The 23,320-nt window shown below is 46.4% G+C and carries 21 protein-coding genes and 1 tRNA gene; 11 read left to right on the forward strand and 11 right to left on the reverse strand.

Going from position 1 to position 23,320, the window contains the following annotated elements:
* Positions 1-158: 158 nt before the first annotated feature.
* Both polX and GF309_04005 read right to left on the reverse strand, forming a co-directional pair.
* Positions 159-1,898, reverse strand: coding sequence for a DNA polymerase/3'-5' exonuclease PolX (gene polX / locus GF309_04000; protein ID MBD3157930.1), 1,740 nt, complete (start codon positions 1,896-1,898; stop codon positions 159-161).
* Positions 1,868-2,896, reverse strand: a complete 1,029-nt coding sequence (locus GF309_04005) for a hypothetical protein (protein ID MBD3157931.1) — start codon at positions 2,894-2,896, stop codon at positions 1,868-1,870. The genes polX and GF309_04005 overlap by 31 nt, the downstream gene beginning before the upstream one ends.
* Positions 2,897-3,104: 208 nt before the next feature.
* Between GF309_04005 and GF309_04010 the strand changes: the two genes are divergently transcribed.
* The 4 genes from GF309_04010 to GF309_04025 all read left to right on the forward strand — a co-directional run bounded on the left by GF309_04010 (position 3,105) and on the right by GF309_04025 (position 6,909).
* Positions 3,105-4,292: a hypothetical protein gene (locus tag GF309_04010; GenBank protein MBD3157932.1), complete on the forward strand. Its 1,188-nt coding sequence runs from the start codon at positions 3,105-3,107 to the stop codon at positions 4,290-4,292.
* Positions 4,293-4,447: 155 nt separating this feature from the next.
* Positions 4,448-4,963 carry a hypothetical protein gene (locus GF309_04015; protein ID MBD3157933.1) on the forward strand — a complete coding sequence of 172 codons (516 nt, stop codon included), beginning with the start codon at positions 4,448-4,450 and terminating at the stop codon, positions 4,961-4,963.
* On the forward strand, positions 4,912-5,490 hold the full coding sequence (locus GF309_04020) for a hypothetical protein (GenBank protein ID MBD3157934.1): 579 nt from the start codon (positions 4,912-4,914) through the stop codon (positions 5,488-5,490). The genes GF309_04015 and GF309_04020 overlap by 52 nt, the downstream gene beginning before the upstream one ends.
* A 246-nt stretch (positions 5,491-5,736) precedes the next feature.
* A complete protein-coding gene (locus tag GF309_04025) occupies positions 5,737-6,909 on the forward strand; it encodes an MFS transporter (protein ID MBD3157935.1) in 1,173 nt (390 codons plus the stop codon).
* Between the two features lie 32 nt (positions 6,910-6,941).
* Here the strand turns inward: GF309_04025 and GF309_04030 are convergent, their stop codons facing one another.
* A complete protein-coding gene (locus GF309_04030; protein MBD3157936.1) occupies positions 6,942-7,604 on the reverse strand; it encodes a methyltransferase domain-containing protein in 663 nt (220 codons plus the stop codon).
* 46 nt (positions 7,605-7,650) lie between these two features.
* Here GF309_04030 and GF309_04035 point away from each other — a divergent pair, with 46 nt between their 5' ends.
* Positions 7,651-9,339, forward strand: a complete 1,689-nt coding sequence (locus GF309_04035) for an alpha/beta fold hydrolase (protein ID MBD3157937.1) — start codon at positions 7,651-7,653, stop codon at positions 9,337-9,339.
* Between the two features lie 49 nt (positions 9,340-9,388).
* Here the strand turns inward: GF309_04035 and GF309_04040 are convergent, their stop codons facing one another.
* The 3 genes from GF309_04040 to GF309_04050 all read right to left on the reverse strand — a co-directional run bounded on the left by GF309_04040 (position 9,389) and on the right by GF309_04050 (position 13,457).
* Positions 9,389-10,462 (reverse strand): NADH:flavin oxidoreductase, encoded by a 1,074-nt coding sequence (locus tag GF309_04040; GenBank protein MBD3157938.1) that lies wholly within the window; start codon positions 10,460-10,462, stop codon positions 9,389-9,391.
* A 170-nt stretch (positions 10,463-10,632) separates the two neighbouring features.
* A complete protein-coding gene (gene acs, locus GF309_04045) occupies positions 10,633-12,627 on the reverse strand; it encodes an acetate--CoA ligase (GenBank protein ID MBD3157939.1) in 1,995 nt (664 codons plus the stop codon).
* 248 nt (positions 12,628-12,875) lie between these two features.
* Positions 12,876-13,457 carry a hypothetical protein gene (locus GF309_04050; GenBank protein ID MBD3157940.1) on the reverse strand — a complete coding sequence of 194 codons (582 nt, stop codon included), beginning with the start codon at positions 13,455-13,457 and terminating at the stop codon, positions 12,876-12,878.
* Positions 13,458-13,654: 197 nt separating this feature from the next.
* Here GF309_04050 and GF309_04055 point away from each other — a divergent pair, with 197 nt between their 5' ends.
* Complete coding sequence (locus GF309_04055; GenBank protein MBD3157941.1) at positions 13,655-15,541, forward strand: GNAT family N-acetyltransferase; 1,887 nt, start codon at positions 13,655-13,657, stop codon at positions 15,539-15,541.
* A gap of 4 nt (positions 15,542-15,545) precedes the next feature.
* Here GF309_04055 and GF309_04060 read toward each other — a convergent pair whose 3' ends face one another.
* The gene (locus tag GF309_04060) at positions 15,546-16,013 is read right to left on the reverse strand and encodes a hypothetical protein (GenBank protein ID MBD3157942.1); all 468 of its coding nucleotides are present in this window, start codon (positions 16,011-16,013) and stop codon (positions 15,546-15,548) included.
* A gap of 187 nt (positions 16,014-16,200) precedes the next feature.
* Between GF309_04060 and GF309_04065 the strand changes: the two genes are divergently transcribed.
* Positions 16,201-16,363: transfer RNA gene (locus GF309_04065), tRNA-Ile, on the forward strand.
* A 14-nt stretch (positions 16,364-16,377) separates the two neighbouring features.
* On the opposite strand, the gene GF309_04070 is transcribed toward GF309_04065, so the two are convergent.
* Entirely contained in the window at positions 16,378-17,265 is an 888-nt protein-coding gene (locus GF309_04070) for a TIM barrel protein (GenBank protein ID MBD3157943.1), read from the reverse strand.
* A gap of 168 nt (positions 17,266-17,433) precedes the next feature.
* Here GF309_04070 and GF309_04075 point away from each other — a divergent pair, with 168 nt between their 5' ends.
* The 3 genes from GF309_04075 to GF309_04085 all read left to right on the forward strand — a co-directional run bounded on the left by GF309_04075 (position 17,434) and on the right by GF309_04085 (position 21,516).
* Positions 17,434-19,554 (forward strand): sodium-translocating pyrophosphatase, encoded by a 2,121-nt coding sequence (locus GF309_04075; protein ID MBD3157944.1) that lies wholly within the window; start codon positions 17,434-17,436, stop codon positions 19,552-19,554.
* A 176-nt stretch (positions 19,555-19,730) separates the two neighbouring features.
* Entirely contained in the window at positions 19,731-20,933 is a 1,203-nt protein-coding gene (locus GF309_04080; GenBank protein MBD3157945.1) for a tRNA (guanine(10)-N(2))-dimethyltransferase, read from the forward strand.
* A gap of 4 nt (positions 20,934-20,937) precedes the next feature.
* Complete coding sequence (locus tag GF309_04085; GenBank protein ID MBD3157946.1) at positions 20,938-21,516, forward strand: 23S rRNA (uridine(2552)-2'-O)-methyltransferase; 579 nt, start codon at positions 20,938-20,940, stop codon at positions 21,514-21,516.
* A gap of 25 nt (positions 21,517-21,541) precedes the next feature.
* Here the strand turns inward: GF309_04085 and GF309_04090 are convergent, their stop codons facing one another.
* From GF309_04090 to GF309_04100, 3 genes are all read right to left on the reverse strand, one after another.
* Positions 21,542-21,895 (reverse strand): hypothetical protein, encoded by a 354-nt coding sequence (locus GF309_04090; GenBank protein MBD3157947.1) that lies wholly within the window; start codon positions 21,893-21,895, stop codon positions 21,542-21,544.
* Between the two features lie 136 nt (positions 21,896-22,031).
* Positions 22,032-22,268, reverse strand: coding sequence for an H/ACA RNA-protein complex protein Gar1 (locus GF309_04095; GenBank protein MBD3157948.1), 237 nt, complete (start codon positions 22,266-22,268; stop codon positions 22,032-22,034).
* A gap of 19 nt (positions 22,269-22,287) precedes the next feature.
* Positions 22,288-22,629, reverse strand: a complete 342-nt coding sequence (locus tag GF309_04100) for a signal recognition particle protein Srp19 (protein MBD3157949.1) — start codon at positions 22,627-22,629, stop codon at positions 22,288-22,290.
* 143 nt (positions 22,630-22,772) lie between these two features.
* Between GF309_04100 and GF309_04105 the strand changes: the two genes are divergently transcribed.
* A complete protein-coding gene (locus GF309_04105) occupies positions 22,773-23,264 on the forward strand; it encodes a cytidine deaminase (protein MBD3157950.1) in 492 nt (163 codons plus the stop codon).
* Positions 23,265-23,320 lie beyond the last annotated feature (56 nt).

A 23,320-nucleotide genomic window follows, 5' to 3' on the forward strand; every position in this document is an offset into this window, starting at 1 on the left:
CGATGGTTGCGATATTCTTCTTCTCTGACCGGGTTGTGTTTGACATCGTGTTCATCGTGTTTCACATGACATACCACTCAGATTTAGTATATAATAGAAAGCCACTATATGGGGTCACAATCGGTAGTCACAATTTGTGACTACAAAACGTAGAAAATCTACTTCAATGTTTGACGAAGCTCTTCCAGTGTGAATGTGTTAAGAACATCATCGGGTTCAATCCAGCCCCGACGGGCCTGAAATACACCGTATTTCATGTTATTGAGATGAGCGATTTTATGAGCGTCCGTATTAATGGCAATCTTTACTCCTATCCGTTTTGCCGCGCGAAGATTACCGGGATTCAAATCCAGACGCCTTGGGAGAGCATTTAGTTCCATTGCGACATTATTCTGTCGGGCCACTTCCAAGACTGCATCGAGATCAATCTCATAGCCAGATCGTTTCAAAAGAAGCCTCCCTGTGGGATGACCAAGCATGTGTACATGCTTGTTCTCTAGTGCTTTACAGACTCGTTGAGTCATAGTCTCCTTGTCATCTTTCATTCTGCTATGAATAGAAACCGTAACGACATCAAGCTGTTCTAAGACGTCATCCCTGATATCTAAGAGGCCCCCTTCCAGAATGTCAACTTCTGCTCCTTTCAGTACAGTTAATCCATATCGACCCGAATCATTGATTTCGTCAACCTCATCAATCCGCTTGAGAAGACGCCCTTCATCCATGCCGTTGGCTATGGCAAGGCTTTGTGTGTGGTCAGAAACACAGTAGTAATCATAGCCAATCTCGTCAGCAGCCTCCAGCATCTCGTGGATTGTATTTGAACCGTCAGACTGGTCAGTATGCGAATGGAGATCGCCTCGTACGTCTTCAAGAGTTATTAGATTGGGCAGATGATTTTCTTGGGCGGCCTCTATCTCACCCTTATCCTCTCTGAGTTCGGGGGGAATGAAGGGCAACCCCAGTTCTCCATACACGGCACGTTCGTCATCACCGGCCACTTTCACCTCATTCTGAAAGAGACCGTATTCATTCAACAGCATGTTCTTAGACTGTGCTATGGACCGCACCCGAACGTTATGATCCACGCTCCCGGTAAAGTACTGAAGACCTGCACCAAAGCTTTCTGCAGGGATTATTCGCAGATCAATCTGAAGAGCATTATCGAGGCGTACTGATGATTTCGTGGTTCCGTGAGCAATGACCTCTTGTACATACTCGAATTCAACAAAGGCATTCATAACCATTTCAGCGTCATCAGCCGAAACCAAAATGTCTACATCATGTACAGTTTCTCTTTTGCGCCTGATTGATCCAGCCAAAGCTATTTCCGAAACCTCAGGCAACTTTTTCAAATAGTCAATTAGTTGTTCTGCATACGGGAGAGCATCAGCAAGCAGAGTCCGTCCTAAGCCTGAGCGGACCAATGCTATACCATCGAGAATCTGTTGTTCCGTCTTTGTCCCCATCCCCTTCAATTCTGCTATTCTACCCGTTCTTGCTGCCTCCTCCATAGAATCCAAATCATTCACACCGAGCTCGTCGTATACCAGCTTTATGGTTTTTGGACCAACTCCGGGTATAGCCTCCAGCTGCATGACAGCGACGGGTATCTCAGCTCGCAGTTTCTCAAGTTCAGGGACAACGCCAGAATCCAAGTAGCTGCTTATCTTTTCTGCAATTGCATCTCCGATACCGGGTATTTCGGTAAGTTCCCCTCTAGCATCGACAGATTGAACATCCTCACCATGAGAAGTAATCGCTCTGGTCGCACGTTTGTAAGCTCTTATCTTCCATTTGTTGGCCCCTTTAATCTCAAGTAGTAATCCAATTTCCTTGAGCATCTCTGCGACTTCTTGGTTCTTGCTCACACATACTCCTCCCATTCCTGTGACCATGGATTGATAGCCTTCACAGTATCAACTACTGCCTGAAGATTCTCTGGTGGCGTGTCAATCGGTATGACACAGCCAGGAGCCAAAATGAGTTTCCGCAAACCTGCAGCTCGTGCTGCTTCCAGAACCTGTTCCTCTATTTCATCGGGAGTGCCTTTTCGTAGTGTGTTGTTATGGTCGATTCCACCAAAGACCGCTTTTCGTGATACCTTCTTGCCTTTGGCAAGGGAGGGAAATGCGCTTTGATCTTCCCAGTTGATTGCACTAACACCTGCTAAACGAGATACTTTCTCAAATCGGATTGTCTCCCCTTCTTCCCGGGCATGAAGATGTAACACAATGAATTTAGCTCTTCCGCGTAACTTCGAAATCAGCTTCTTTTCATACGGAAAAACAAAATTAGCATATTGCTTGTCTGTTACGGCCGCTGTCGTAGAGTGTTGTGAAGCAATGAAAAGACCATGGGATCCAGCCTGTAAAGTGGCCCTAGCAAAATCAATCATAACATCTGTTAGCATGTCCAGAACGCTGTGCATCAATTCTGGTCGCTTTTCTATGAAATCAACAAACTGCCCATCACATAGCTTCGAAGCGACCATAGGCGCATCGAATATCGTAGCCATGATAGGAACCCGGCCTTCAGCATAGTCCTGAATCAGTTCTATGGCCTGAACCTGTTTACCAAACTCACCCGCATTCACATCAACGGGCTCCAGCTCTTCCCAATCACTGGCCTTTTCAACTGCGCAGCTCTTGCAGGTAGTTGATCCGGATATAGCACCATCATAAACCGCTTCGCACCCCCAGTCAACAACAGGATACCTTCCGTGGAAGCTTATTTTCCCACAAGTGACATCATACTTCTTCATGAACTCGATTTCGGCCTTGCCTAGGCCCTCCGGGGTTCGATCTATGCGAGGGTGATGTTGCCAAAGAGAATACGGGATTCTTTCACCTAGGTTTCCAAGGAGACTCTCCTCAAGCATCTCAAATTTTGACATAATAAGCAAATGAGCGGAAAGGATAATGAGGGTTTCGAAGCGTAATCAGGGAGCAATGTGTTTATGGATAGCCGCGACCACAGGTTTCAAGTTGTTCAAGTCACTCAGTTGGTACAGCATGCATTATATTAGGCAGAGGGGCATCATGACGGTGCTTAAGACGCGAGAATCGTTGAACGATAAATCTCAATCCAGATAGTGAAAAGACATGTCGACTCCAACACTCTTCTTTGATCCAACTAATCTTCTCGAACTTGATGGTATAGATCATCTTGAAAGCACACGACCAACACCCAATCCATTTTGGAACCGTGCGAGGCTTGAACTTGCATGGAAACTTCCTGTGATGGCAGGCATTACTGATAGCGATAAAGTGGAGTTGCACCAGATGCGTCTAGCGTCAAGAGAAGAACTCGAAATATTCCATGATCGCTCATATATTGAGACAATGGAGCTGTTTAGCAACATGGGAACAGCTTTCGCCTCTCGATTTGGACTGGATAGTGAGGAGTGCCCTGTGTTCAGGAAGATGGATAAGTATGCTAGCTATCCAGTAGGCACAACTATCGATGCAACGATGGACGTTGCAGAAGGGAAATTCGATACAGCATTCTCTTTGTTTGGAGGATTCCATCATGCACTTGAAAGCCAGGCTGGAGGCTTCTGTTATTACAATGACTGTGTGATTGCACTCAAGAGATACAGGGAGAAGTATCCAGAGAAGAAGGTACTGTATTTGGATACAGATGTGCATCATGGGAATGGGACACAACAAGCATTCTACAATGATCCGAATGTGCTAACAATTTCCATGCATGAGTTGAGTTTGGGTTTTTATCCAGGCACTGGCAGGCCTGAAGAGAATGGGGTGGGGGAAGGAGAAGGCTATTCTGTTAACATTCCACTCCCACCATTGACGGACGATTATGAGTTCTGGAGGGCATTCGAGGAATTGGTTATTCCGATATGGCTTGAATATAAGCCTGACTTAATCTTCTGGGAAGTGGGTGCAGACGGGCATAAGGAGGACCCTCTGGCAGACATGATGCTTACCCTCGACACATATAGAAGACTAGCCCTAACTGTCAAGCAGCTAACCAACCTAGGAACAAAGAAGCTTGTAGCTGTAGGTGGTGGAGGGTATAATCCAGTGGTAACTGCAAAAGTCTGGACGATTCTGCTTTCTGACTTGGCAGGCGTATCATTGCCAGCGCTCTTGCCTGCAGAGTGGATTCAACTTTGTAGAAGCTATGACCAGCAAGTCAAAAGAGGGGGGTGGACAGATCGCCCTACAAAGATGAACTGTGAAAACGAACCCAACATCAGTCGCGCAGTTGATGATACTATCCAAAAAGTAAAGGAGTTGATTTTTCCAGTATTCGGGCTTGAACAATGAGGGTATGAGGGGTACACGTTCAAAATGCCTTGAAGAATTGCATTGCATTACTTACTATTTTTTGATAACATGCCATATTTTTCAATTTAAACTATAGAATGTAAACAAATAACCCTTATTATCAAAAATTTGGACCCTTTCATGTGGTAATTATCATGGATTTTCAAGAATTTTTGGAATCTTTAGAATATACTGAAGGAAAAATCTCTCAAGGTGGACAACGCCTTCTTCCCATGCCCCAGCTGTTCATTGCTGGACTACAGAGGGCGTTGGAAGATGTCCTGGGAGAAAATGCCGCCTATGCCATTGCCATGAGTACTATGAGCGACGGAGCAAAAACGAGTGCTCAGGGGTTCAACCAGATTCTGGGCGATATACCTGCGGAAGACAAAGTGAGGGCCTTTTGGAGCGTGACGGTTCAGCGAGGATGGGGTGACGCGGAAATCACTGAATTGACAATTGAACCGTTCTTGATGAAGATGCAGGTGAAGAACAGTTACCTCAAGGGTGTAGGAAAGAAAATGAATTCCTACTACTACTATTCTGCAGTTTCAATTCTTGAAGAACTCGTGAAGGCTGCAGGGGTAGAGGGTGTCGAACTAGAAGTTGAACAAACGAAATGGGAATCAGCAGGCGACGATTTCGACGAATATGTATTCAAGGAGGCATAGAAATGATAACACATGAAGAATTCAAAGAAGAACTAGAAGTTGTTGATAAACAGATAATGTTCAGGAACCTGCGTCTTATTTTCTGCCCAGCAGATTGGCTTACTGGACAGGAGAAAGAGCTATCTAATGTCCTTGGTTCTAATGCCCTCTCAATGCTGTTCCAAAAGGCTGGCGAATTCTGTCATAGTGAGCTAGCAAGTATAATCGTTGATAGTAACCCGGATGCGTCAACGGAGGAACAAATCAAGGCTTTTCTAAGCTACTTGAAAGCAAGTGGATGGGGTGCAGCCGAGCTTGTGGAATTCAGCTTGGACCCTGTTAAAATCGGTATTAAAGTCACCAACAGCTACGTAGTAGACCTAATGCAGGCAGACGAGCCAGTGTGTTATGCATATGGAGGTGTTCTTCAGGCAATCACGGTATTCCTAGAAGAGCATAACCTCGAAACTGAACTCGAATACACAGAGACAAAGTGCATTGCAAAGGGCGATCCTCACTGCGAATTCATACTGAAATCACTCGTCTGAGCATATCATAGTGTACAATTGGAAGAGACGCTAGTTCTCTTCCATCTCTTTTTCTTATTTGTATTTCATGACGATTCGACATCTAAGACGAGACCTACATGGTGGTTCCAAAAAGTCCAAAGCATATCAGTAAAAGCTTATTAAAGTAGCTATGCTTTATTATCCCCTGCATTGATACATGCTTTCTCCTATCGGCTATCATAGGGTTATTAGCCAATCGTGTAAGGAGTTAACTTGAAGATTTTAATGTTGGATTCACACCAAAATGCAACACGTTCCGTGCAGATTTTGCTATCAGGTGTTCTAGTTCTACTTACTGTTTCTGCTGCAGCTTTGTTACATACGAATGAACCGGAATTTATATTGGGGCGATTCTCGAGTGTGTCTGAGTTCGAATATTCACTTTTTGATTCGGTTCTATACCTTTCGTATTTGATATTTGGTGTTATCTTAGGCATCCTTTCGGATAGAATAGCAAAAAGAAAAATTTTCATCGTAATCGGGGGGTTTGGAGGGTCTCTCTTCTATTGGTTAATGACTACAACTCTTGATTATGAGATTCTCCTGATAATGCGATTTGTTCAAGGCATGTTTACTGTGCTAGCATGGCAAAGCCTCATGACTTCGATTCTGGATTATTCGACTTCCACTAATCGAGGGAGAAATATGGGAATCTTTGGAGTTTTTCTAGCTACTGCTATGGGAGTAGGTCCAGTAATTGGAGGTATCGTTGCCAGATATGGGGTTTTTCAACCATATTACGTTGCTTCTTTCTTCAGTCTAGTAGTAGGTCTGGTTGCACTTTGTGGAATAAGAGATTCCGATCATTTGAAAGCGCGTGTTTCCTTTCGGAAAAGCATAACGCTTGCAAAACGTTGCCCAGAAATGAAGATACCAAGTATACTCAATTTCGTTGACCGACTACATATGGGTTTCATTTTAACAGCATTACCACTTTTGTTGGTCACCGAATTGGGTATTTCCGAGTCTTTCAGAGGAATGATTCTGGGATTATTTGCAACACCTTTCATTTTGCTCCAATATCCTATTGGAAAACTCTCCGACAATATAGGAAGAAGGGTATTGGTGATTACTGGTAGTTTTTGTTATGCATTTACATTGGTGTTCATGGGTTTTGCAGCCCAAGTGGGTTTAATTCCACTTATCATTTCTCTCGTACTATTAGGGATTTTCTCTGGTCTAACTGCTCCACCTACAATGGCATGGATTGGCGATTGTGTGCCCCCAAAAGACAGAGCCACAGGAATGGGTTTGTTCAATCTTCTGGGCAATTTCGGAATGGTTCTAGGCCCAATAGTATTAGGTGTTATTCTACTCCAAAGCAATTTTGTCATAGCATTTGTTGTAGCCGGATTAATCGAATTATTATCGCTCCTAGTAGTCATAATAAAATCTTGAGGGGCCCCGTAGAGCGGCGAGATAGTGCTGTTTTACCGTTTCTCAGCAAGAAAACACCTGTGGCCCGTGCTATCGATGTACAGGTCGAGCGGACGGAAAGAACTGAACATTTGAATCAATCCTTCTTCAGTGAAATAGTGGTGTGGTATTCCTTCCTCAGGACCGTTCATTGGGAGATAGGTGCGGTCTCCTATCTTCTTTAGTTCCCAATCTCCTTCTTCAGCTTTATCCTTCAATACTGGAACAGTAACAAAGAGAAGGGCCTTAGAACTCGTTACTCGATTAATTTCGTCAACTGTATCAATTATGTTCTGAATCAGATTATGATGAATGACTTGTACTGAAATAACGCAGTCAAAGAAACCATCTTGATATGGGAAAGGATGCTCCATTCTGTGTTTCCGAATTTCAGCGTTTAGACCAGCATTTGCCAACCATTCCTTGGTAAGTTCAACTGCAGTAGGAGAGGTATCAAATCCAAACACTTCAAACCCCTGCCTTGCGAAGTAGACAACATGTCTGCCCGTTCCACATCCCAAATCAAGGATTCTCTTGGCACCACGATTGTATAACTCTTCAAGTATACGAGACATATCACCGTGAGGGGTTTGGAAGACACGTCCCTTTCTCTGGAAGATATGATCCCAAGATGGCATAGTGGGTTCATAAGAAACCGATTTCGATATTAATCCCATCTATTATGCTAACAGGACTGCAATAGCATCTAAAGGAGACATCGAATTGAATCCGAAAACCCTCAGAAGACTGGTATTCAGTGTAGCATTAATACTACTTGTGTCAGGAACAACATTAGCCTGGGCGGTTCAAAACAACTTCGGCGGAGTTGTTGTGACAGAAGTAGATTTCATGGCTGAAGATGGTTCTCTCATACACAGCACGCTTCAGAAACCGAGAGAAGCTGATGCATCCAATCCGCTTCCCGGTGTGCTTATTATTCACGGAGCTCTGCAGAATAAGGAGTGGGTGATGGGTTTCGGTATCGAGCTATCACGTCGCGGCTTTGTGGCCCTTACCATTGATGTAAACGGCCATGGGAATTCGGATGCGGGTAGTGGTAGTGGCGAAGCAGGTCTCGATTATCTCTCCGATTTAGATTTTGTAGATAGTGGTTCTCTTGGCATCATAGGCCATAGCATGGGAAGCTTCATCGCCGGCAGGGTGCTCAATGAAACGAGCCAGCAGGTCGGAGCATTGGTAATCGTTGGCGGATCTGTGTTTGAATGGTACAATACTACACGACCAAACAATCTGCTAGTTACTGTGGGATCATTCGATTCACTATTCCGCCAAGCTTCAGACAGGAGCTCACTCACCAAATGTTTTGATACCGATACAATCGAACCAGGTGTAACCTACGGTTCACACGATGATGGTTCAGCTAGAAAGCTAGTAATTGCAAATACAAATCATCTCTTTGAGACAGTTGATCCTGTAATCATCGAAGAAAGTGTTGACTGGCTAGGTCGTTCACTAGAACCAGATACATACAACACCGAGTTCCTTCCGAAGGAGAACCTCATCTATCCATTCTGGCTAGTAGGGGGTTTAATGGGAATCACTGGGTTGATTATCAGCATTATCCCCTTGGCGGAGTTCATCACAGAGCATCCCTTCTTTTCATCATTGAACGATAGACAAGCAGTAGAGACATCGGAGAATCTACCTCTATACAAAGGAGTAGTCTATGGTACGATAGGGCTTGTTAGTTTCTTTCCGCTTCTTGCTGTCGGTACCGTTCTCGAAACAACGGTAGACTTCCCGCAACGATACGCATTGCCTGTTCTGTCTTGGATGTTAGGCACAACATTGTTACTGCTTGTTGTCGTCCGTATGTTAGATAGAGAAAGCTTGGGATGGATGTCTAAAGAGAGTCTGAAATCAATCAGCAAGGAGCGCCTAATCAGAGTCTTTCTCCTCGTTCTGGTCTTAGTCTCATGGCTTTATGCCTGTACATTGGTAGTGGATCTCGGACTAGCGCTTGATTTCCGCTGCTTTCTCCCAGGATTGAATGACTTTACGGTTTCCCGTGCACTCCTATGGCCAATCTACAGTCTTGCCTTCCTACCGTACTTCTTTGTAGAATCGAAATGGTTGTTGAGAATGAAAGGAGAAGCAGAGGATGTGAAAGGGTACATTCGATGGACCGTCAAGGGAGTTATTGCTAAGGTTCTACCCTACTTCGTTGTCATCAGCATACAGTACGGCGTAGGATTGGCAACCGGTGTTCCAATCGTCCCTGGTCTCATCGGTTTCTCGTTCCTATTCTTCTATGCGTTTGCACCGTGGTTCATGGTCGCAGTGATTTTGTCAATATGGACCTATAGAGCTACGGGAGACGAACTAGTAGGTGCCCTTCTCAACAGCCTGTTATTCGCATGGATGGTCGCAACCGTCCTTTCGTTTAGCTGAATAAGCGGCAGTGTAGCCCCCCATTCTAATATGGGGGGGTTAATAGCTGTTAGCCCTGATGGCAGCGGAGCATCATTTTACCAAAGACATCCTCACCGAGACAGGCATCACAGCGGATACACTCCACCTCTTCTTGCCCATGCTTGATTTTGCGGACCAAATCAGGTTCTCGTATGAAAGGACGACTCATGCTTATCAAATCACTCAGGCCTTGCTCGATTGCCTGCTCCATGGTTTTGCGTTCACGGAAACCGTTTACCACAGATAGTGGCATTGGTTTTACGGTTTCTCTGATTTCAGCAGCATAGCCTGCAAAAGGAAGGTTCGCAAAGATGGGATCCTCATGACTTGCTCGGGATTCGAATTGCTTTTTTTTCCCAACACCATTTCCGCTTATTTCAAGCATATCTAGCCCTCGTTCGGCCATAGTTGAGGCAACCACCTTGCTATCCTCTATCGTAAATCCATTCTCACTGAAATCATCACAATTCAGCTTGAGAAGCACAGGCGCATCTTTGACTTGTTCTCGAACTTCATCATATACGCGCAGAAGGAACCGCATTCGCTTTTGCAAATTCCCACCCCATTTGTCCTGGCGACGATTAGTCAACCTGCTAAGAAACTGAGAAATCAGATACCCGTGAGCACCGTGAATCTGAATAGCGTCAAACCCAGCCTTAGCTGCTCGTTCTGCAGCGTCACCAAAAGCCTGGATTATATCTAGTATTTCATCTTCGGTAAGAGCTCTTGCTTTCCAACCATTCCCCTCGTATTCACTTGGGCCAGCCCTATCCTTTTCATGGTAGATTCCAGCATGATTGAGCTGAGCCGCTATCTTTCCCCCGTGTTCATGCACTGCATCTGTCAGTTCGTGTAATCGGGTAACATGTTCTTCATCGCTGATTCCAGCCATTCCTTCGTGGGCCTTTCCACTCTCCAAGACGTACAGATGACCTTTGATTATCAGACCAACGTCACCTTTGGCAAGATTGCTATAGAGGTCGATGGCCGCATCGCGGACAACACCGTTTTTATCAGCGTAAGCCGATGTGGTAGCACTACGCACAAACCGATTCCTAATCTCTAGGTCCCCAATGCGGCACGGTTCAAACAGAATGGACATCTCTCATCCTGAAGAAGAGAAAGATTGTATGTTTTGAAGATTGTGACACGCCAATGACAGAAATTATGTTTACGTTCTACGTTGGGAGGAATGTCGATTCTGAAAACTGCATATTCTTAGAAAAAAAGAAAACGGAAGGGAGAGGCCAGAGGCCCCTCCGGTAATCTAATCTATTCTACTCGCTCTTGAACAAGGGTTTCAACGACTGTTGGGTCAGCCAAGGTGGTTGTGTCACCAAGGTCGTCTACCTCGCCAGCAGCAATCTTCTTCAGAATACGACGCATAATCTTCCCAGAGCGTGTCTTGGGGAGGGCATCAGCAAACTGGATTTTCGCTGGAGTAGCAATCGGACCAACCTCTGAACGGACGTGGTTCTTCAATTCGCCCTTCAGATCGTCAGATTTCTCTATGCCCTGCTTGAGTGTGATGTAGGCATAGATATCCTCACCCTTGATTTCGTGCGGGAATCCAACAACTGCTGTTTCTGCGACAGCTGGATGGGATACGAGAGCTGACTCGATTTCTGCGGTACCGAGCCTGTGTCCAGATACTTTGAGCACATCGTCGATTCTGCCTACAATGAAGTAGTAGCCATCATCGTTGAAGCGTGCACCATCACCAGTGAAGTACATTGGATTACCATTGTCTGGATCCCTGTACTGTGACCAGTAGGTATCGATGAACCTTTGGTGGTTGCCGTATACTGTCCTCATCAGACCAGGCCAGGGTTGCTTGATACATAGATAGCCACCCTCGTTAGCATCGACGGGCTGACCGGTTTCATCAACGATGGTCGGATCAATTCCGAAGTATGGGAATGTAGCACTACTAGGAATGAGATCATCAGCACCAGGTAGTGGTGTTATAACAACACCGCCAGTCTCGGTCTGCCAGTAGGTGTCCACAATTGGACATTTCTTCTTGCCTACCACTTCGTAGTACCATAACCATGCCTCAGGATTAATCGGCTCACCAACGGTGCCAAGCAGGTTGAGTGATGAAAGGTCGTGTTTCTCAACGGGTTCGTCACCGTAGCGCATGAGAGCACGGATAGCGGTTGGTGCAGTGTAGAACTGGTTGACCTCCCAGCGATCTACTTCATGCCAGAACCTGTCAGGCTCAGGCCAGATAGCGCCTTCGTACATCATCGATGTCGAGCCTGCGCTCAGTGGGCCGTATACGATGTAAGAGTGGCCAGTAATCCAGCCAATGTCAGCTGTGCACCAGTAGACATCACCTTCGTGCCAGTCAAAAATGTCCAGGAAGGTCTTTGTTGTGTAGACCATGTAGCCTCCAACTGTGTGAAGCACACCCTTTGGCTTTCCTGTGGAGCCCGACGTGTACAGGATGAATAATGGGTCTTCTGCATTCATCCATGCTGGCTCGCACTCGTCGTCAACCTTCTCATATTCCTCGTGATACCAGACATCGCGGTCATCGTCCCATGGAATATCATTGCCCAAACGCTGGACAACAAGAACCGTCTTGATTATGTCTAGGTCCTCAACAGCATCGTCTGCCTTGGTTTTCTGCACGAGTTCCTTGCCACTGCGGTAGTAACCGTCTGATGTGATAAGAATCTCAGCATCACAGTCAAGAATCCTGTCCTTGACAGATTCGGAACTGAATCCACCGAAGACAATACTGTGAACTGCACCAATTCGAACACATGCCAGCATGATGATGGCAAGCTCAGGAATCATCGGCATGTACATGGCGACTCTGTCACCCTTCTCCACACCAAGATTCTTCAGTACATTGGCAGCCTTGTTCACTTCTGAGAGAAGCTCACTGTAGGTGTAGGTCTTTGACTCATCCAGGGGCTCACCCTGCCAAATGAGTGCGACCTGATCGCCCTTACCAGCCTCGACATGTTTGTCAAGACAGTTGTATGCCATGTTGGTAACGCCGTCTTCGAACCATGTGAAACGAGCTTCGTCAGGATCTTTCCAGTCAAAGCCCTTAGTAGGCTCTTTTTTCCAGTAGCACAAATCTTTCGCAGTCTCTAACCAGAACTCGTCGGGATCCTCCAGTGACTTTTCCCACAGCTTCATACGCTCTTCGTGACTCTTGATGTAAGCCTTGTCACGGAAGCTGTCAGGCGGGGAGAATCTCCGCTCTTCGTCCATGATAACTTGGATTTTCTTTTCGTCCTTTGACATCATAAGCACCTGATGTACGGTCGATAGCTTTTGTCGAAGGCAGAAATAGACCTTTATGAAGCTTATCCATGAACCAAAGAAAATCCTTCCGGGAGAGAGAACCGCCCTAGTTGCAGAAACAACCCTATGCAACATATGCTAATTGTTTGTTTGCTTTCATATACAAGTGAGTCAAGTAAAAAAAAGAGGGTATAAAAAAAGAAAGGAGGGAGGGCTGCCCTCAATAAGCGGCAGCACAGCCCAAATTGCGATTATTCTTCAACAGGGAATATTGGCCAGCCGTTGACCTCAGCCATGGCCAAGTAGAATGCGCTACCTCCACAAACGACGCCTTCAATTCCAGCCGCGATGGCCAGTGCTTCTCCTGCAGCAGTTGAGCCGACATAAACAAGAAGGTCAGCAGCAGACAGCATGAAGAAAAGGACAAACAGTGAGAAGAACACAAACTGAAGCACACGGTTCGTCTTCAGGGTGCCGAAGAACATCAAGAATGTGAAGACTCCCCAGCAGAACAGGTACGCAGACATGGAACCCTTATCCACAGCTGCAGCCCATGCTGGGTCAAGCGATGCAAACACTTGCAGAAATACGAAGGTCATCCAGAAGAGACCATATGATGTGAATGCAACAGTTCCGAAGGTATTCCCTTTTCTGAATTCCATTAGACCCGCAATAATCTGAGCGAATCCGCCATAGAAGATACCCATGGCGAAGATCATGCCCAGACTGGTACTGGCCGCGATAAGACCGGCAGTTCTCAGGTTCAGAAGAACCGTGGTCATACCGAAGCCAATCAATCCTAGCGGAGCCGGGTTGGCTAATTCATCTGACATTTTGTCTCCACCTCATAACGTAGGTGATTAGTTTGGCCGATAGACTTTCGGCCGCTATTTATTCCTTCCCCTGAAAAGAATAGCTTCGATTCTATGCAATGGGAGATATACACTATTCAGGCAAAATGGGGCTTCCGCTTGGAAACGTCTATATGTGCATGCGAAATCGAATACCTGCAGAAATCGAGGTAAGATACATGCCGGAAGATTGGAAGGAGAAGTATAGCGACAAAATCTTGAGTGCCGCAAAAGCCATCAAGAAGATTAAGCGGGGTGAGCGAATATTCCTGGGTACTGGTTGCGGGGTACCATATCATTTGGTGCAAGAACTCGCCAACAACGCGACTCACATGGCAGACAATGAAATAGTGCATCTCCTAACCCTTGGAGATACACCTTCTGCGGATCCCAAATTCCAGGAACAATTCAGGCACAACTCCTTCTTCATCAGTGAGAACATGCGTGATGCTGTAGCGGAAGGTCGAGCCGACTATACGCCAATCATGTTGAGCGATATCCCCGATTTGTTCAGAAAGAGACGAATGCCTATAGATGCAGCTCTCATCCAAGTCAGTCCACCTGACGAGCATGGATACTGCTCCCTTGGGATTTCAGTAGACATCACCAAATCCGGGGCCGAAAGCGCAGACATGATCATCGCCCAGGTCAACGACAGAATGCCAATCACCTTGGGAGATACCTTCCTAAACGTACGTGACATCGATTACCTCGTGCCCTTCAACGAACCCTTACGTCACTTCGAATCTGCTGAGATAACTGAAGTTGTTGACAGGATAGGTGCATATACTGCAAGGCTCATTGAAAACGAGTCCACCTTAGAGCTTGGTATCGGTGCTCTACCCCAGTCAGTTTGTAACAACCTGCTCGAGTCTGGGGTCAGAGATCTTGGCATTCATACAGAGATGTTCAGTGACAGCCTGATTCCCTTGATAGAAGAGGGTGTCGTAACCTGTAAGGAGAAAACATTGCATCGCGGGAAGGTCATTGCAAGTTTTGCTATGGGCTCAGAGAAGCTCTACGATTATGTTGACGAGAATCCTTTCTTCGAATTTCATCCCTCAGAATATGTAAACGACCCATACGTCATCGGCCAGAATAACAAGATGGTCGCCATCAATTCAGCTCTGGAAATAGACCTTACCGGCCAAGTATGTGCAGATTCAATTGGTCACAAGTTCTACAGCGGTATTGGCGGACAGGTTGATTTCATCCGAGGAGCAGCCAGATCGCCCAATGGTCGAGCAATTATCTGTATGCCATCAACAGCCAAGAACGGAAATGTATCTCGTATAGTCCCCAGATTGAGTGAAGGCGCAGGCGTAGTAACAACACGAGGGGACGTTGATTATGTTGTTACCGAGTACGGACTAGCTACATTGCATGGTAAAACGATACGAGAACGTGTACTTTCACTCATTGCTATCGCACACCCGGACTTCCGAAACGACTTGCTCGAAGCAGCAAAGAAAATGCAATACGTTTTCGAAGATCAGGTGCCCTTCCAGACGAAAGGCACCTATTTTGCTTCAGAGTATGAGGTCCAAGATACCTTCAGAGGACCCGAAGGAAATGAAATCAATGTGAAACTGAGATTGATCCGGCCAGATGATACCGACCGGATAAAGGATCTCTTTTACGATTTGTCTGAAGAGAGCGTGTTCTTCAGATTCCTGTCACCGCTCAAGTCCATACGAAGACAGACTCTGCAACAGTTCTACGATGTTGACCAGGAACGAGACATATCGATAGTGGCAACAATCAGACCAGACGTGGGGGGCGAATCCGAGAAAGTCATCGGTGCAGGAAGATATCTCCTCAACAGAAGCACAAACGAAGCCGAGTTCGCTCTAGTAGTACAAGATGAATACCAGAGTAGAGGGATTGGAACGTTCATTCTCAATCATTTGATGCGCATCGCCAAAAGCAAGGGTGTGGACAAATTCGTGGCTTATGTCCATCCACGAAACCAGCCTATGATTCGATTCTTGCATCAGACGGGTAAAGTCATCGAGAGCAGACTATCAGTGGCTGATTCCGAGTATATATTCAAGCTCAAGCTGTAGTCAATTAGAGGAGTTCGGTTTCGGGTCCTGCTGCTACATCCATGGGACGCATGCCACGGTGGATTTTGGAAATCCAGTCGTCATATACCTCTATATCATGAAAACCCTCAATCCTCGCAACAGGCATTCCTCGCTTCAAAGCAACCACAAGGGGTACCCCAAACACCTCAAAGCTCTCTCGTACCTTCGGAACTTCGTCGATGTTCACTTTCCCGAAGAACACTTTTCCTTCATAGTCTGAAGCCAGTTCCTCCATTATCGGCATTAGGCGTTTGCAATGAGGGCATTGCTGCCGGTATAATTCGACAACTGCGGTGCGAGACTGCCGTAATTCATGTACTTCGTTCATACTGCTGAGATCGTTCAGTTCGCCGTTGGCTTTTTGGTCCTTCTCATCCTTCGCCATGGCCATCTCAAGGCGTTTCGCCATATCTTCTACGTTGCTTCCTTCGGGCTTCTCGTCTGGAGACATCTGCAGCACCCATTCTTGGAGAGGTTATCAGTGAAGCAATAATACTGCTCTGTTATAGGGGCTTCTTGTGTGTAAGGTGCAAACCAATATTCACTCTCTACTGCTGATGTGACAACCTGATGCCAACATAACCTTTTTATCAAGAACGAAAGGTACCGAGTCAGTGTCACCACCATTCACATAGTTCGGGCCCGTGGCATAGCCTGGAGAGACTGTATAAATCTCGGGTTATTATTGCACCGCTCTGATATGCGGGTGAAAGCCACAGTCTTCCGCTCATTTAGGCGGGAAGCGGGTGTTCAATCGGCTACGGATTTCCCGTGTCGGGACAAATCACCCCGGGCCCACCACTCATTTTCTCGGTTCATTCAAGTGCTCTAGGGACCAATTCTGCAATCAAGTCAAGGGACCGTCGAGCCTGTTCATTGGTGAGTTCGAATATGAGTGGACCATCAAAACCGTCACTGTAAATCTCGGAGACGAATTCTTGCACAGGCATCTCACCATCACCAAGCGCCAGATGATCCTCGTGCACTGCAACACCATCACACTCCCTGTAGCTCCCATCGTTGAGATGGATTTCGGCGATTCGATCCCGGTGCTCCCGATAGAAGTCAACCACGGGTTCATCACCCGAGAACTTTGTCAACAGATGACCGGTATCAAAACAGATGCTGCACTCATACTCATCAATAACTTGACGGGTTATCCCGAACGGGAACTCGATGTTTTCTACAGCTAGACGCTTTGAATCCAAACCGGTTTGTTCGAGAATTTCTTCGATGCTTTGCGCAGAGAATCCAGCCATAAAGGAAGTAATGACTTCCATGATGCCGTCGGGAAAATCTAGGCGGGAAAACTCTGCGGCCAGTGCACCTGTGGAATGTAGAACGTAGTATTCTGGTTCCAAGGGTTCCACGAGTTCCACTGCTGCGACTGTGCTCTCCACGCTTCCTTTGCGTACGTATTCATTAGGACTAGCCAGTTCCAGCGACCATAATGGAAGGTGAGCTGTGAAGGTGCAGCTGGTCTCATCTCGCAGATCCATGAGCTGGTGGATCGTGGTAGGGGTGAAAGAACCCGGAATGAGATGCGGGACATCCAAGGTGAGCTCGATAACTTCTATGTGCTTTATGTGTAGAGCAGAGTGAACAAGTTCAACAACATCAAAACGTGAGAAGTCGGGCGTGCCATTCCCGATAATTAGTTCAGCTGCGGGCTCAAATTCGAGGGGAACTATTCCGAAACGCAACGCTATCAATTCTCCGTGGCTTGCGAGTCCATGGTACCCAATAAAGGTAAGCTATCAAGCGAATATCTTAAGAAACAAGGGAATTTTTCATTTTATTATTGTAAGAACAAATGTACGCCAAAAGTCTCTTATGGGATAGTCCCAGCAAAACTTCGTAAGTGACAAAAAATGGCAGACCCTCTATTCATAGGAACAGCAATTGCAGCAGGTTTGCTTGCCGTTATCGTTGCCATCTGGATTTTTCGAGAGAATGAAAAAGCAGATGAAGGCACCGAGCGGATGAGAGAGGTAAGCTCCTATATTGAAAACGGAGCGTATTCATTCATCCAACGGCAGTATAAGCTGCTCACCGCGTTCACTCTTGTGTTGGCGGCGGTAATCGCTTTTGTATTCGAGTGGCCATATTCAGTACCCATTGCCATATCCTATATCATTGGATCATTGGCGAGTATGGTAGCTGGTTACCTCGGAATCATCGTCGCAACAAGAGCTAATAGACGAACAGCAGCAGCCGCAAACAAAGGCGGACTTCACGCCGCGTTTAAGGTGGCTTTCAGGGCAGGTTCATTCATGGGCTTGTGCATAGCTGGCATCGCTCTCATAGGGCTGGGAATCCTCTATCCTGTGTGGGAATTCGTATTTCCAACAGTTGGCGCCCCCAAGCTCTGGGAAATCGTTGTTGGTTTCAGCTTTGGTGCTAGCACTGTTGCTCTGTTTGCTAAAGCCGGTGGCGGCATATATACTAAAACCGCAGATATTGCAGCTGATATTGTAGGAAAGATTGAACACCACATCCCAGAAGACGATCCACGCAATCCTGCAGCTGTTGCTGATGCTGTCGGTGATAATGTGGGAGATGTCGCTGGAAGTGGTGCAGACATCTTTGATAGTAATGTCGCTTCGATTCTTGGTGCAGCTATTCTTGGTGCATCTATTGACGCCGTTACACCGACCACCATCTCCTTCGGCCTGCTACCTTTGATGCTTGCAGGCATTGGTACAATATCCTCCGTAATTGGGGTGTTCTTAGTACGACCGAAGGAAGGAGAAGATCCCGGACCAGCGTTGAACAGGGGTACTTACCTCACCACGATATTATTTGCGGTTTTTGGTACGATAGTAATCTATCTTCTAGGAGCTAATCTGGTGCTAGCCCTTTCAGCCATACTCGGATTGCTTGGTGGTGTTGTTATCGGATTCACGTCTGATGTGTTCACAAGCGACCGTGGCCTTGGCTCATTCAAGCCAGTGCTCAACATGGTTGATGCAGCAGATGAAAGCTCTGCCAGCCTTATTCTGTCAGGGTATTCCTATGGGCTGTTGAGTGCAATACCGTCTGTTCTCGGCGTTGTTGTAGCCATGGTACTTTCCTTTGTTCTGGGCGCAAATGCAACCACACCTGGACTTGGAGGTTGGTCAGGCGGAATATATGCTGTCGCAATTGCCGCAGTAGGCCTGCTGTCTACCAATGGATTCATTATGTCTACAGATGCCTATGGCCCGATTGTGGATAATGCAAGAGGCGTAATCGAACAAGCACAAGCTCCTCACGAAGCAGTGGTTGCCTGTGACAAACTAGATGCAAGTGGTAACACAACCAAGGCGATAACGAAAGGGTTCGCAATTGGTGCTTCTGCGATTTCTGTGCTTGCACTGTTTTCTGCATTCATAGAAAGTGCGGGCATAGGACGAGTTGTCAATATCGCAGATCCATTCATCCTTGCGGGAGCATTCATCGGGTCTCTGATTCCCCCGGTATTCTCAGCCATTCTTATTCTCGGTGTTCAGAAAAACAGCGGGAGGGTAATCAGGGAAATTCGAAGACAGTTCGATGAGGATCCAGGCATACTGGAAGGCACCTCCAAACCAGACTATGACGCCTGTATCGGTATCGCAACAACTGGGGCAATCAAAGAGCTGATGCCAGGTACACTACTGGCCATTGGTGTGACTATTCTTACCGGGGCAATTCTAGGACTCCAAGCTTTGGCCGCCTATCTCGGTGGTGCAGTCATCATCGGTTTCATCCTCGCACTACTCATGGATAACGCCGGTGGAGCATGGGATAACGCCAAGAAGATTATAGAATCACCAGAATATGACAAGTACGAGAAAGGTACGCCCGAGTATCATGAGGTGCATGACAGCAGCGTACTCGGCGACATGGTTGGCGACCCGTTCAAGGACACAGCCGGGCCAAGCATCAACACCCTGCTTGTCGTGCTCAGCCTGACGGCAACCCTATTCTTGCCTATCATCACAATCCTCCACAACCTGGTCTTCCCGTGATATAGTAGCATAGAGTAACTCCCACGGCGCCCCGGGGTTTCATCCTCGGGGTTGCCAACCATTTTCTTTTCACGTTTCCAATCAGACTCGATTCTAATACTAGTGCAAAGCTGGTACTATTCCATAAGACAGCACTGACTGATTGCTTATTAGTGACAATTCGAGAACTGATACGGATGACTATCGAGAAAGAATATACCGAAGGCAGGACATCCTTCCTGAGTGCAGATGTGGAGCATTATGCAGTAAAGGGACAACCTACGGCAGATATGCCAGTATTCTACAATCCCAGAATGCAAGTCAATAGAGACATCTCAGTTGCGATTCTCTCTGCTTATCTAAATGAATATTCGGTGGATTTGATGTGTGAACCACTTGCGGGCTCAGGAGTGCGGACGCTTCGTTATCTCATCGAATGCGATGGTGATTTCCGCGCAAAGATGTTTGATATAAATCCAGTTGCAGTCGAGATGTGTAGAAAGAATGTAGAACTTAATGGGCTCAAACAGCGGGCTGAGGTAACTCGCGGAAATGCCAAAATCCTGTTGATAACTGAATCAAAGGAACAACGATTCGATTTTGTGGATTTGGACCCATTTGGAACCCCAGCGCCCTACATCGATTCGGCCATACTATCGCTGAATCCAAGAGGCAGCATGCTTGGAGTTACAGCTACAGACATGGCAGTCCTCTGTGGGGTATATCCCAGAGTGGCTCTTAGAAAGTATGGGGGGTATTCCATCAGAGCTCCCTTCACCCACGAATTAGCTGTGAGATTACTCTATGGGATGATATATCATGCGGCTGGAAAGCAGGACTATGGAATTCAACCAGTTGCTTCTCTCAGCACCGACCACTACGTGAGAATCTGGACAAAGCTCCATGAAAGCAGGAGTGCATCAAATCGACAATCGCGTGAGATTGGGGTGATATCTTTCTGTCCGGAGTGCATGCAGTATCATGTACAACCACTGCGAGAGAAAGGAGGATTGGGATATTTTGAGCATGCCACTGAAGGGTGCAATGGCTCAGTCCGAACAGCAGGCCCACTCTGGTTGGGAGCCATCTACGACTCCTCTCTATTAGAACGGGCAAGCGAAATAATAGAACAGCGGAACGGAGATTTCACCTCACAAACACCCAAGCTTGTAAGCGCTATGCTGGAAGAAGAAGCGTTGATGCATAGACCGTATGTCGATATTCATGCTTTATGCGATGCATATAGTCTGACTCCACCAGCCACTGATGATATCAGATGTGTGTTGAAAGAAGCAGGATATGCATCTACTAAAACCCATTTTACACCAACCGCCATTAGAACAGATGCACCAGTTGCCAAATTGGTAGAGATCATCGAGAACTTGAACAAGAGGAGATAGAAAAATGGGAAGACGAAGAAGAGATGAATACTACTATCAGAAGGCTAAGAAAGAGGGGTATCGCAGCAGATCAGCATACAAGCTCAAGCAAATTGTGAAAAAGTTCAAATTATTGCGTGACGTTGATGTAGTGCTGGAGCTTTGCAGTAGCCCGGGAGGGTGGACACAAGTACTACGAGAGCTGGACCCATCCCTAGAAATCGTGGCAGTTGATATTGAGAGAATGACCCCGGTCATGGGGGTCCGCTTTATCCAGGGAGACATACGGGCAGAGGAAACACAGCAGAAAATCAAGGATTTCACACGAGGTGAAGCCGACCTTGTGCTTTCAGATTGCTCACCAAAGGTTTGTGGGAACTGGAATATAGATGTCGCTAGACAGTTAGAACTGGCTGAAACAACCTTCAGTATCGCTCATAGGCTAGGCAGCGATAAGGCGTTAGCAAAGGTTTTCGAAGGGGCCGGGTTTGAGGAGTTCAAGAATAGGATACAACAGAAATTCGCAAAAACCCGCCTTATCAAACCAGATGCATCACGGAAATCTAGCTCCGAGCTTTATCTTCTAGCTTCTAATCCACGATGAACTATCAACGAAAAACCGGTCTACTCTATTCTGTGCTCACTGTATTGAGCCATTCTTCAAGATCCCTGCACTTAACTGGGGAGTCGGGTTGCCTTGCACCACACTTGCTTAGTTTAAGGCAATGAAAGCATGGGCACCCGCCTAAGTCGCTCAAGTGTGAAGTCTCCGGTTCCGAGATGAAATCTGCGCTTATGAATAATCGTCTATCTTCAGCTGCTTCTTGTTTTTGCATTATGAATCCCTTGCTGGTCAGTTGTTTGATGGTGTATGTCAATGTGTTTGAATTCAGGTTCAATTTGTTTTTCAGTACGGAAGTGAGCAGACCTCTGTTACCCGCCGCCTCTATGGCGGCCATAATTTGGTCGGCCACGTTTTCCATTCTTCATGACCTTTCGGCAATACGTATGACAACTAGCTGACTAGTATGATTTTGAAGATTAATAATTATTCGGAAGCTGCTCTCCAAATCTGGCTCTCCTTGTACACAAATGTACATGAATGTGTTGATGTATCCATCAGCCTTCGTAGAGGTATAGAACCCTGTTCACAAGGCGGTCGGTATCAACGTTGTTCGCAGGAGAGACCGCTACATACGGGTGCGTTACAGGACCAAATACATCTGAAACGGTACCGATTCGATCCAGACTCTTGTCAACAACAGATGTGCCGATTCCAGGAATCTTTTGTGTTCTGAGAATGATGGACCCGGTTTTTGATACATGAAGTACTTTTCCTAACCGTCTCAAGTTGATTCTCCCTCAGGTAATCATATCATCTACGTGATTTCCGTTTCCGTTTGGCCTCTTCAAGCTTCTTTTTCTTAGCAACAACTTTTCGAGCACCCTTAGCAAGCATCATCAGAAGGCGTTTTTTACTATGGCCCTGTGGATTTTCAAGAACAATATAGCCCCCCCTGTCTTCCCAAGGATGACGTGGATATCTCTTACCTTGAACTACCTTGGCCTCATGTCCTATGACCTTAGCAGCAAGACGAAGAAGATTAGCACTTGGATCTTTGACACAAAGATTCGCCGGGATTCGCCGGCCTTCTGCCCGTGTGAGCTTGGCATCTATGTATTCAGGCCAGATGATTAAACCATCGCGTTCTTTCATGATGCTGGAATCTCCTGTCTATTTATCGGTGCCCAACGGGTCTGGGCGAAGTTGACCGATGTTTGCTTTTTTACCCTTCGTTTCAACAGCAAGGCCCTTAAGAGAGCAAGAGGTTCACCGTACGATATAATCAAGGAGCAGTTTTGTTGTTGGCGAAACGTAAAAGCAAAGATACCTACTTCTGCGAAATCGCGGATCTTGTATCATCTCGCAGTACGTGTCTGAGAAACAAGGTTGGTGCTGTGTTAGTCAAGGAATCACAGATTCTCAGCACAGGGTACAATGGAGCACCAACAGGACTGCCTCATTGTGATGAGGTAGGGTGCATCAGAGAGGAACTGAAGGTGCCACCTGGAGAACGGCATGAACTCTGTAGGGGTTTGCACGCCGAACAGAATGCTATCATACAAGCCGCGTATCACGGAGTATCAGTGAAAGGAGGAAAAATCTACTGTACAACAAAGCCATGCAGTATCTGTACCAAGATGCTCATCAACGCAGGAATAACGGAGATTATCTACGTAGAACCATACAAAGATGAGCTTGCTGAACAACTCATCAAGGAATCTAATTTGAAAGTTCGCAGAGTAGAAATAGAGAGAAAATATGGAAGAAACGCGAGAAAGCAGAGATAGACCGATTATCGGGAAAGATTAAAGACTACCTGCAGCATGCTCCTTGATAATATAAA

The sequence above is a fragment of the Candidatus Lokiarchaeota archaeon genome (assembly GCA_014730275.1).
Classification (GTDB): domain Archaea; phylum Asgardarchaeota; class Thorarchaeia; order Thorarchaeales; family Thorarchaeaceae; genus WJIL01.

What these genes read in the sequence shown, in the direction of transcription:
- GF309_04010 (MBD3157932.1), top strand. Translation starts at nt 3,105, where the DNA reads ATGTCGACTCCAACACTCTTCTTTGATCCAACTAATCTTCTCGAACTT.
- polX (MBD3157930.1), bottom strand. Translation starts at nt 1,898, where the DNA reads ATGGTCACAGGAATGGGAGGAGTATGTGTGAGCAAGAACCAAGAAGTC.
- GF309_04055 (MBD3157941.1), top strand. Translation starts at nt 13,655, where the DNA reads ATGCCGGAAGATTGGAAGGAGAAGTATAGCGACAAAATCTTGAGTGCC.
- GF309_04085 (MBD3157946.1), top strand. Translation starts at nt 20,938, where the DNA reads ATGGGAAGACGAAGAAGAGATGAATACTACTATCAGAAGGCTAAGAAA.
- GF309_04050 (MBD3157940.1), bottom strand. Translation starts at nt 13,457, where the DNA reads ATGTCAGATGAATTAGCCAACCCGGCTCCGCTAGGATTGATTGGCTTC.
- GF309_04080 (MBD3157945.1), top strand. Translation starts at nt 19,731, where the DNA reads ATGACTATCGAGAAAGAATATACCGAAGGCAGGACATCCTTCCTGAGT.
- acs (MBD3157939.1), bottom strand. Translation starts at nt 12,627, where the DNA reads ATGATGTCAAAGGACGAAAAGAAAATCCAAGTTATCATGGACGAAGAG.
- GF309_04060 (MBD3157942.1), bottom strand. Translation starts at nt 16,013, where the DNA reads ATGTCTCCAGACGAGAAGCCCGAAGGAAGCAACGTAGAAGATATGGCG.
- GF309_04020 (MBD3157934.1), top strand. Translation starts at nt 4,912, where the DNA reads ATGGGAATCAGCAGGCGACGATTTCGACGAATATGTATTCAAGGAGGC.
- GF309_04040 (MBD3157938.1), bottom strand. Translation starts at nt 10,462, where the DNA reads ATGTCCATTCTGTTTGAACCGTGCCGCATTGGGGACCTAGAGATTAGG.
- GF309_04025 (MBD3157935.1), top strand. Translation starts at nt 5,737, where the DNA reads ATGTTGGATTCACACCAAAATGCAACACGTTCCGTGCAGATTTTGCTA.
- GF309_04090 (MBD3157947.1), bottom strand. Translation starts at nt 21,895, where the DNA reads ATGGAAAACGTGGCCGACCAAATTATGGCCGCCATAGAGGCGGCGGGT.
- GF309_04005 (MBD3157931.1), bottom strand. Translation starts at nt 2,896, where the DNA reads ATGTCAAAATTTGAGATGCTTGAGGAGAGTCTCCTTGGAAACCTAGGT.
- GF309_04015 (MBD3157933.1), top strand. Translation starts at nt 4,448, where the DNA reads ATGGATTTTCAAGAATTTTTGGAATCTTTAGAATATACTGAAGGAAAA.
- GF309_04075 (MBD3157944.1), top strand. Translation starts at nt 17,434, where the DNA reads ATGGCAGACCCTCTATTCATAGGAACAGCAATTGCAGCAGGTTTGCTT.
- GF309_04100 (MBD3157949.1), bottom strand. Translation starts at nt 22,629, where the DNA reads ATGAAAGAACGCGATGGTTTAATCATCTGGCCTGAATACATAGATGCC.
- GF309_04030 (MBD3157936.1), bottom strand. Translation starts at nt 7,604, where the DNA reads ATGGGATTAATATCGAAATCGGTTTCTTATGAACCCACTATGCCATCT.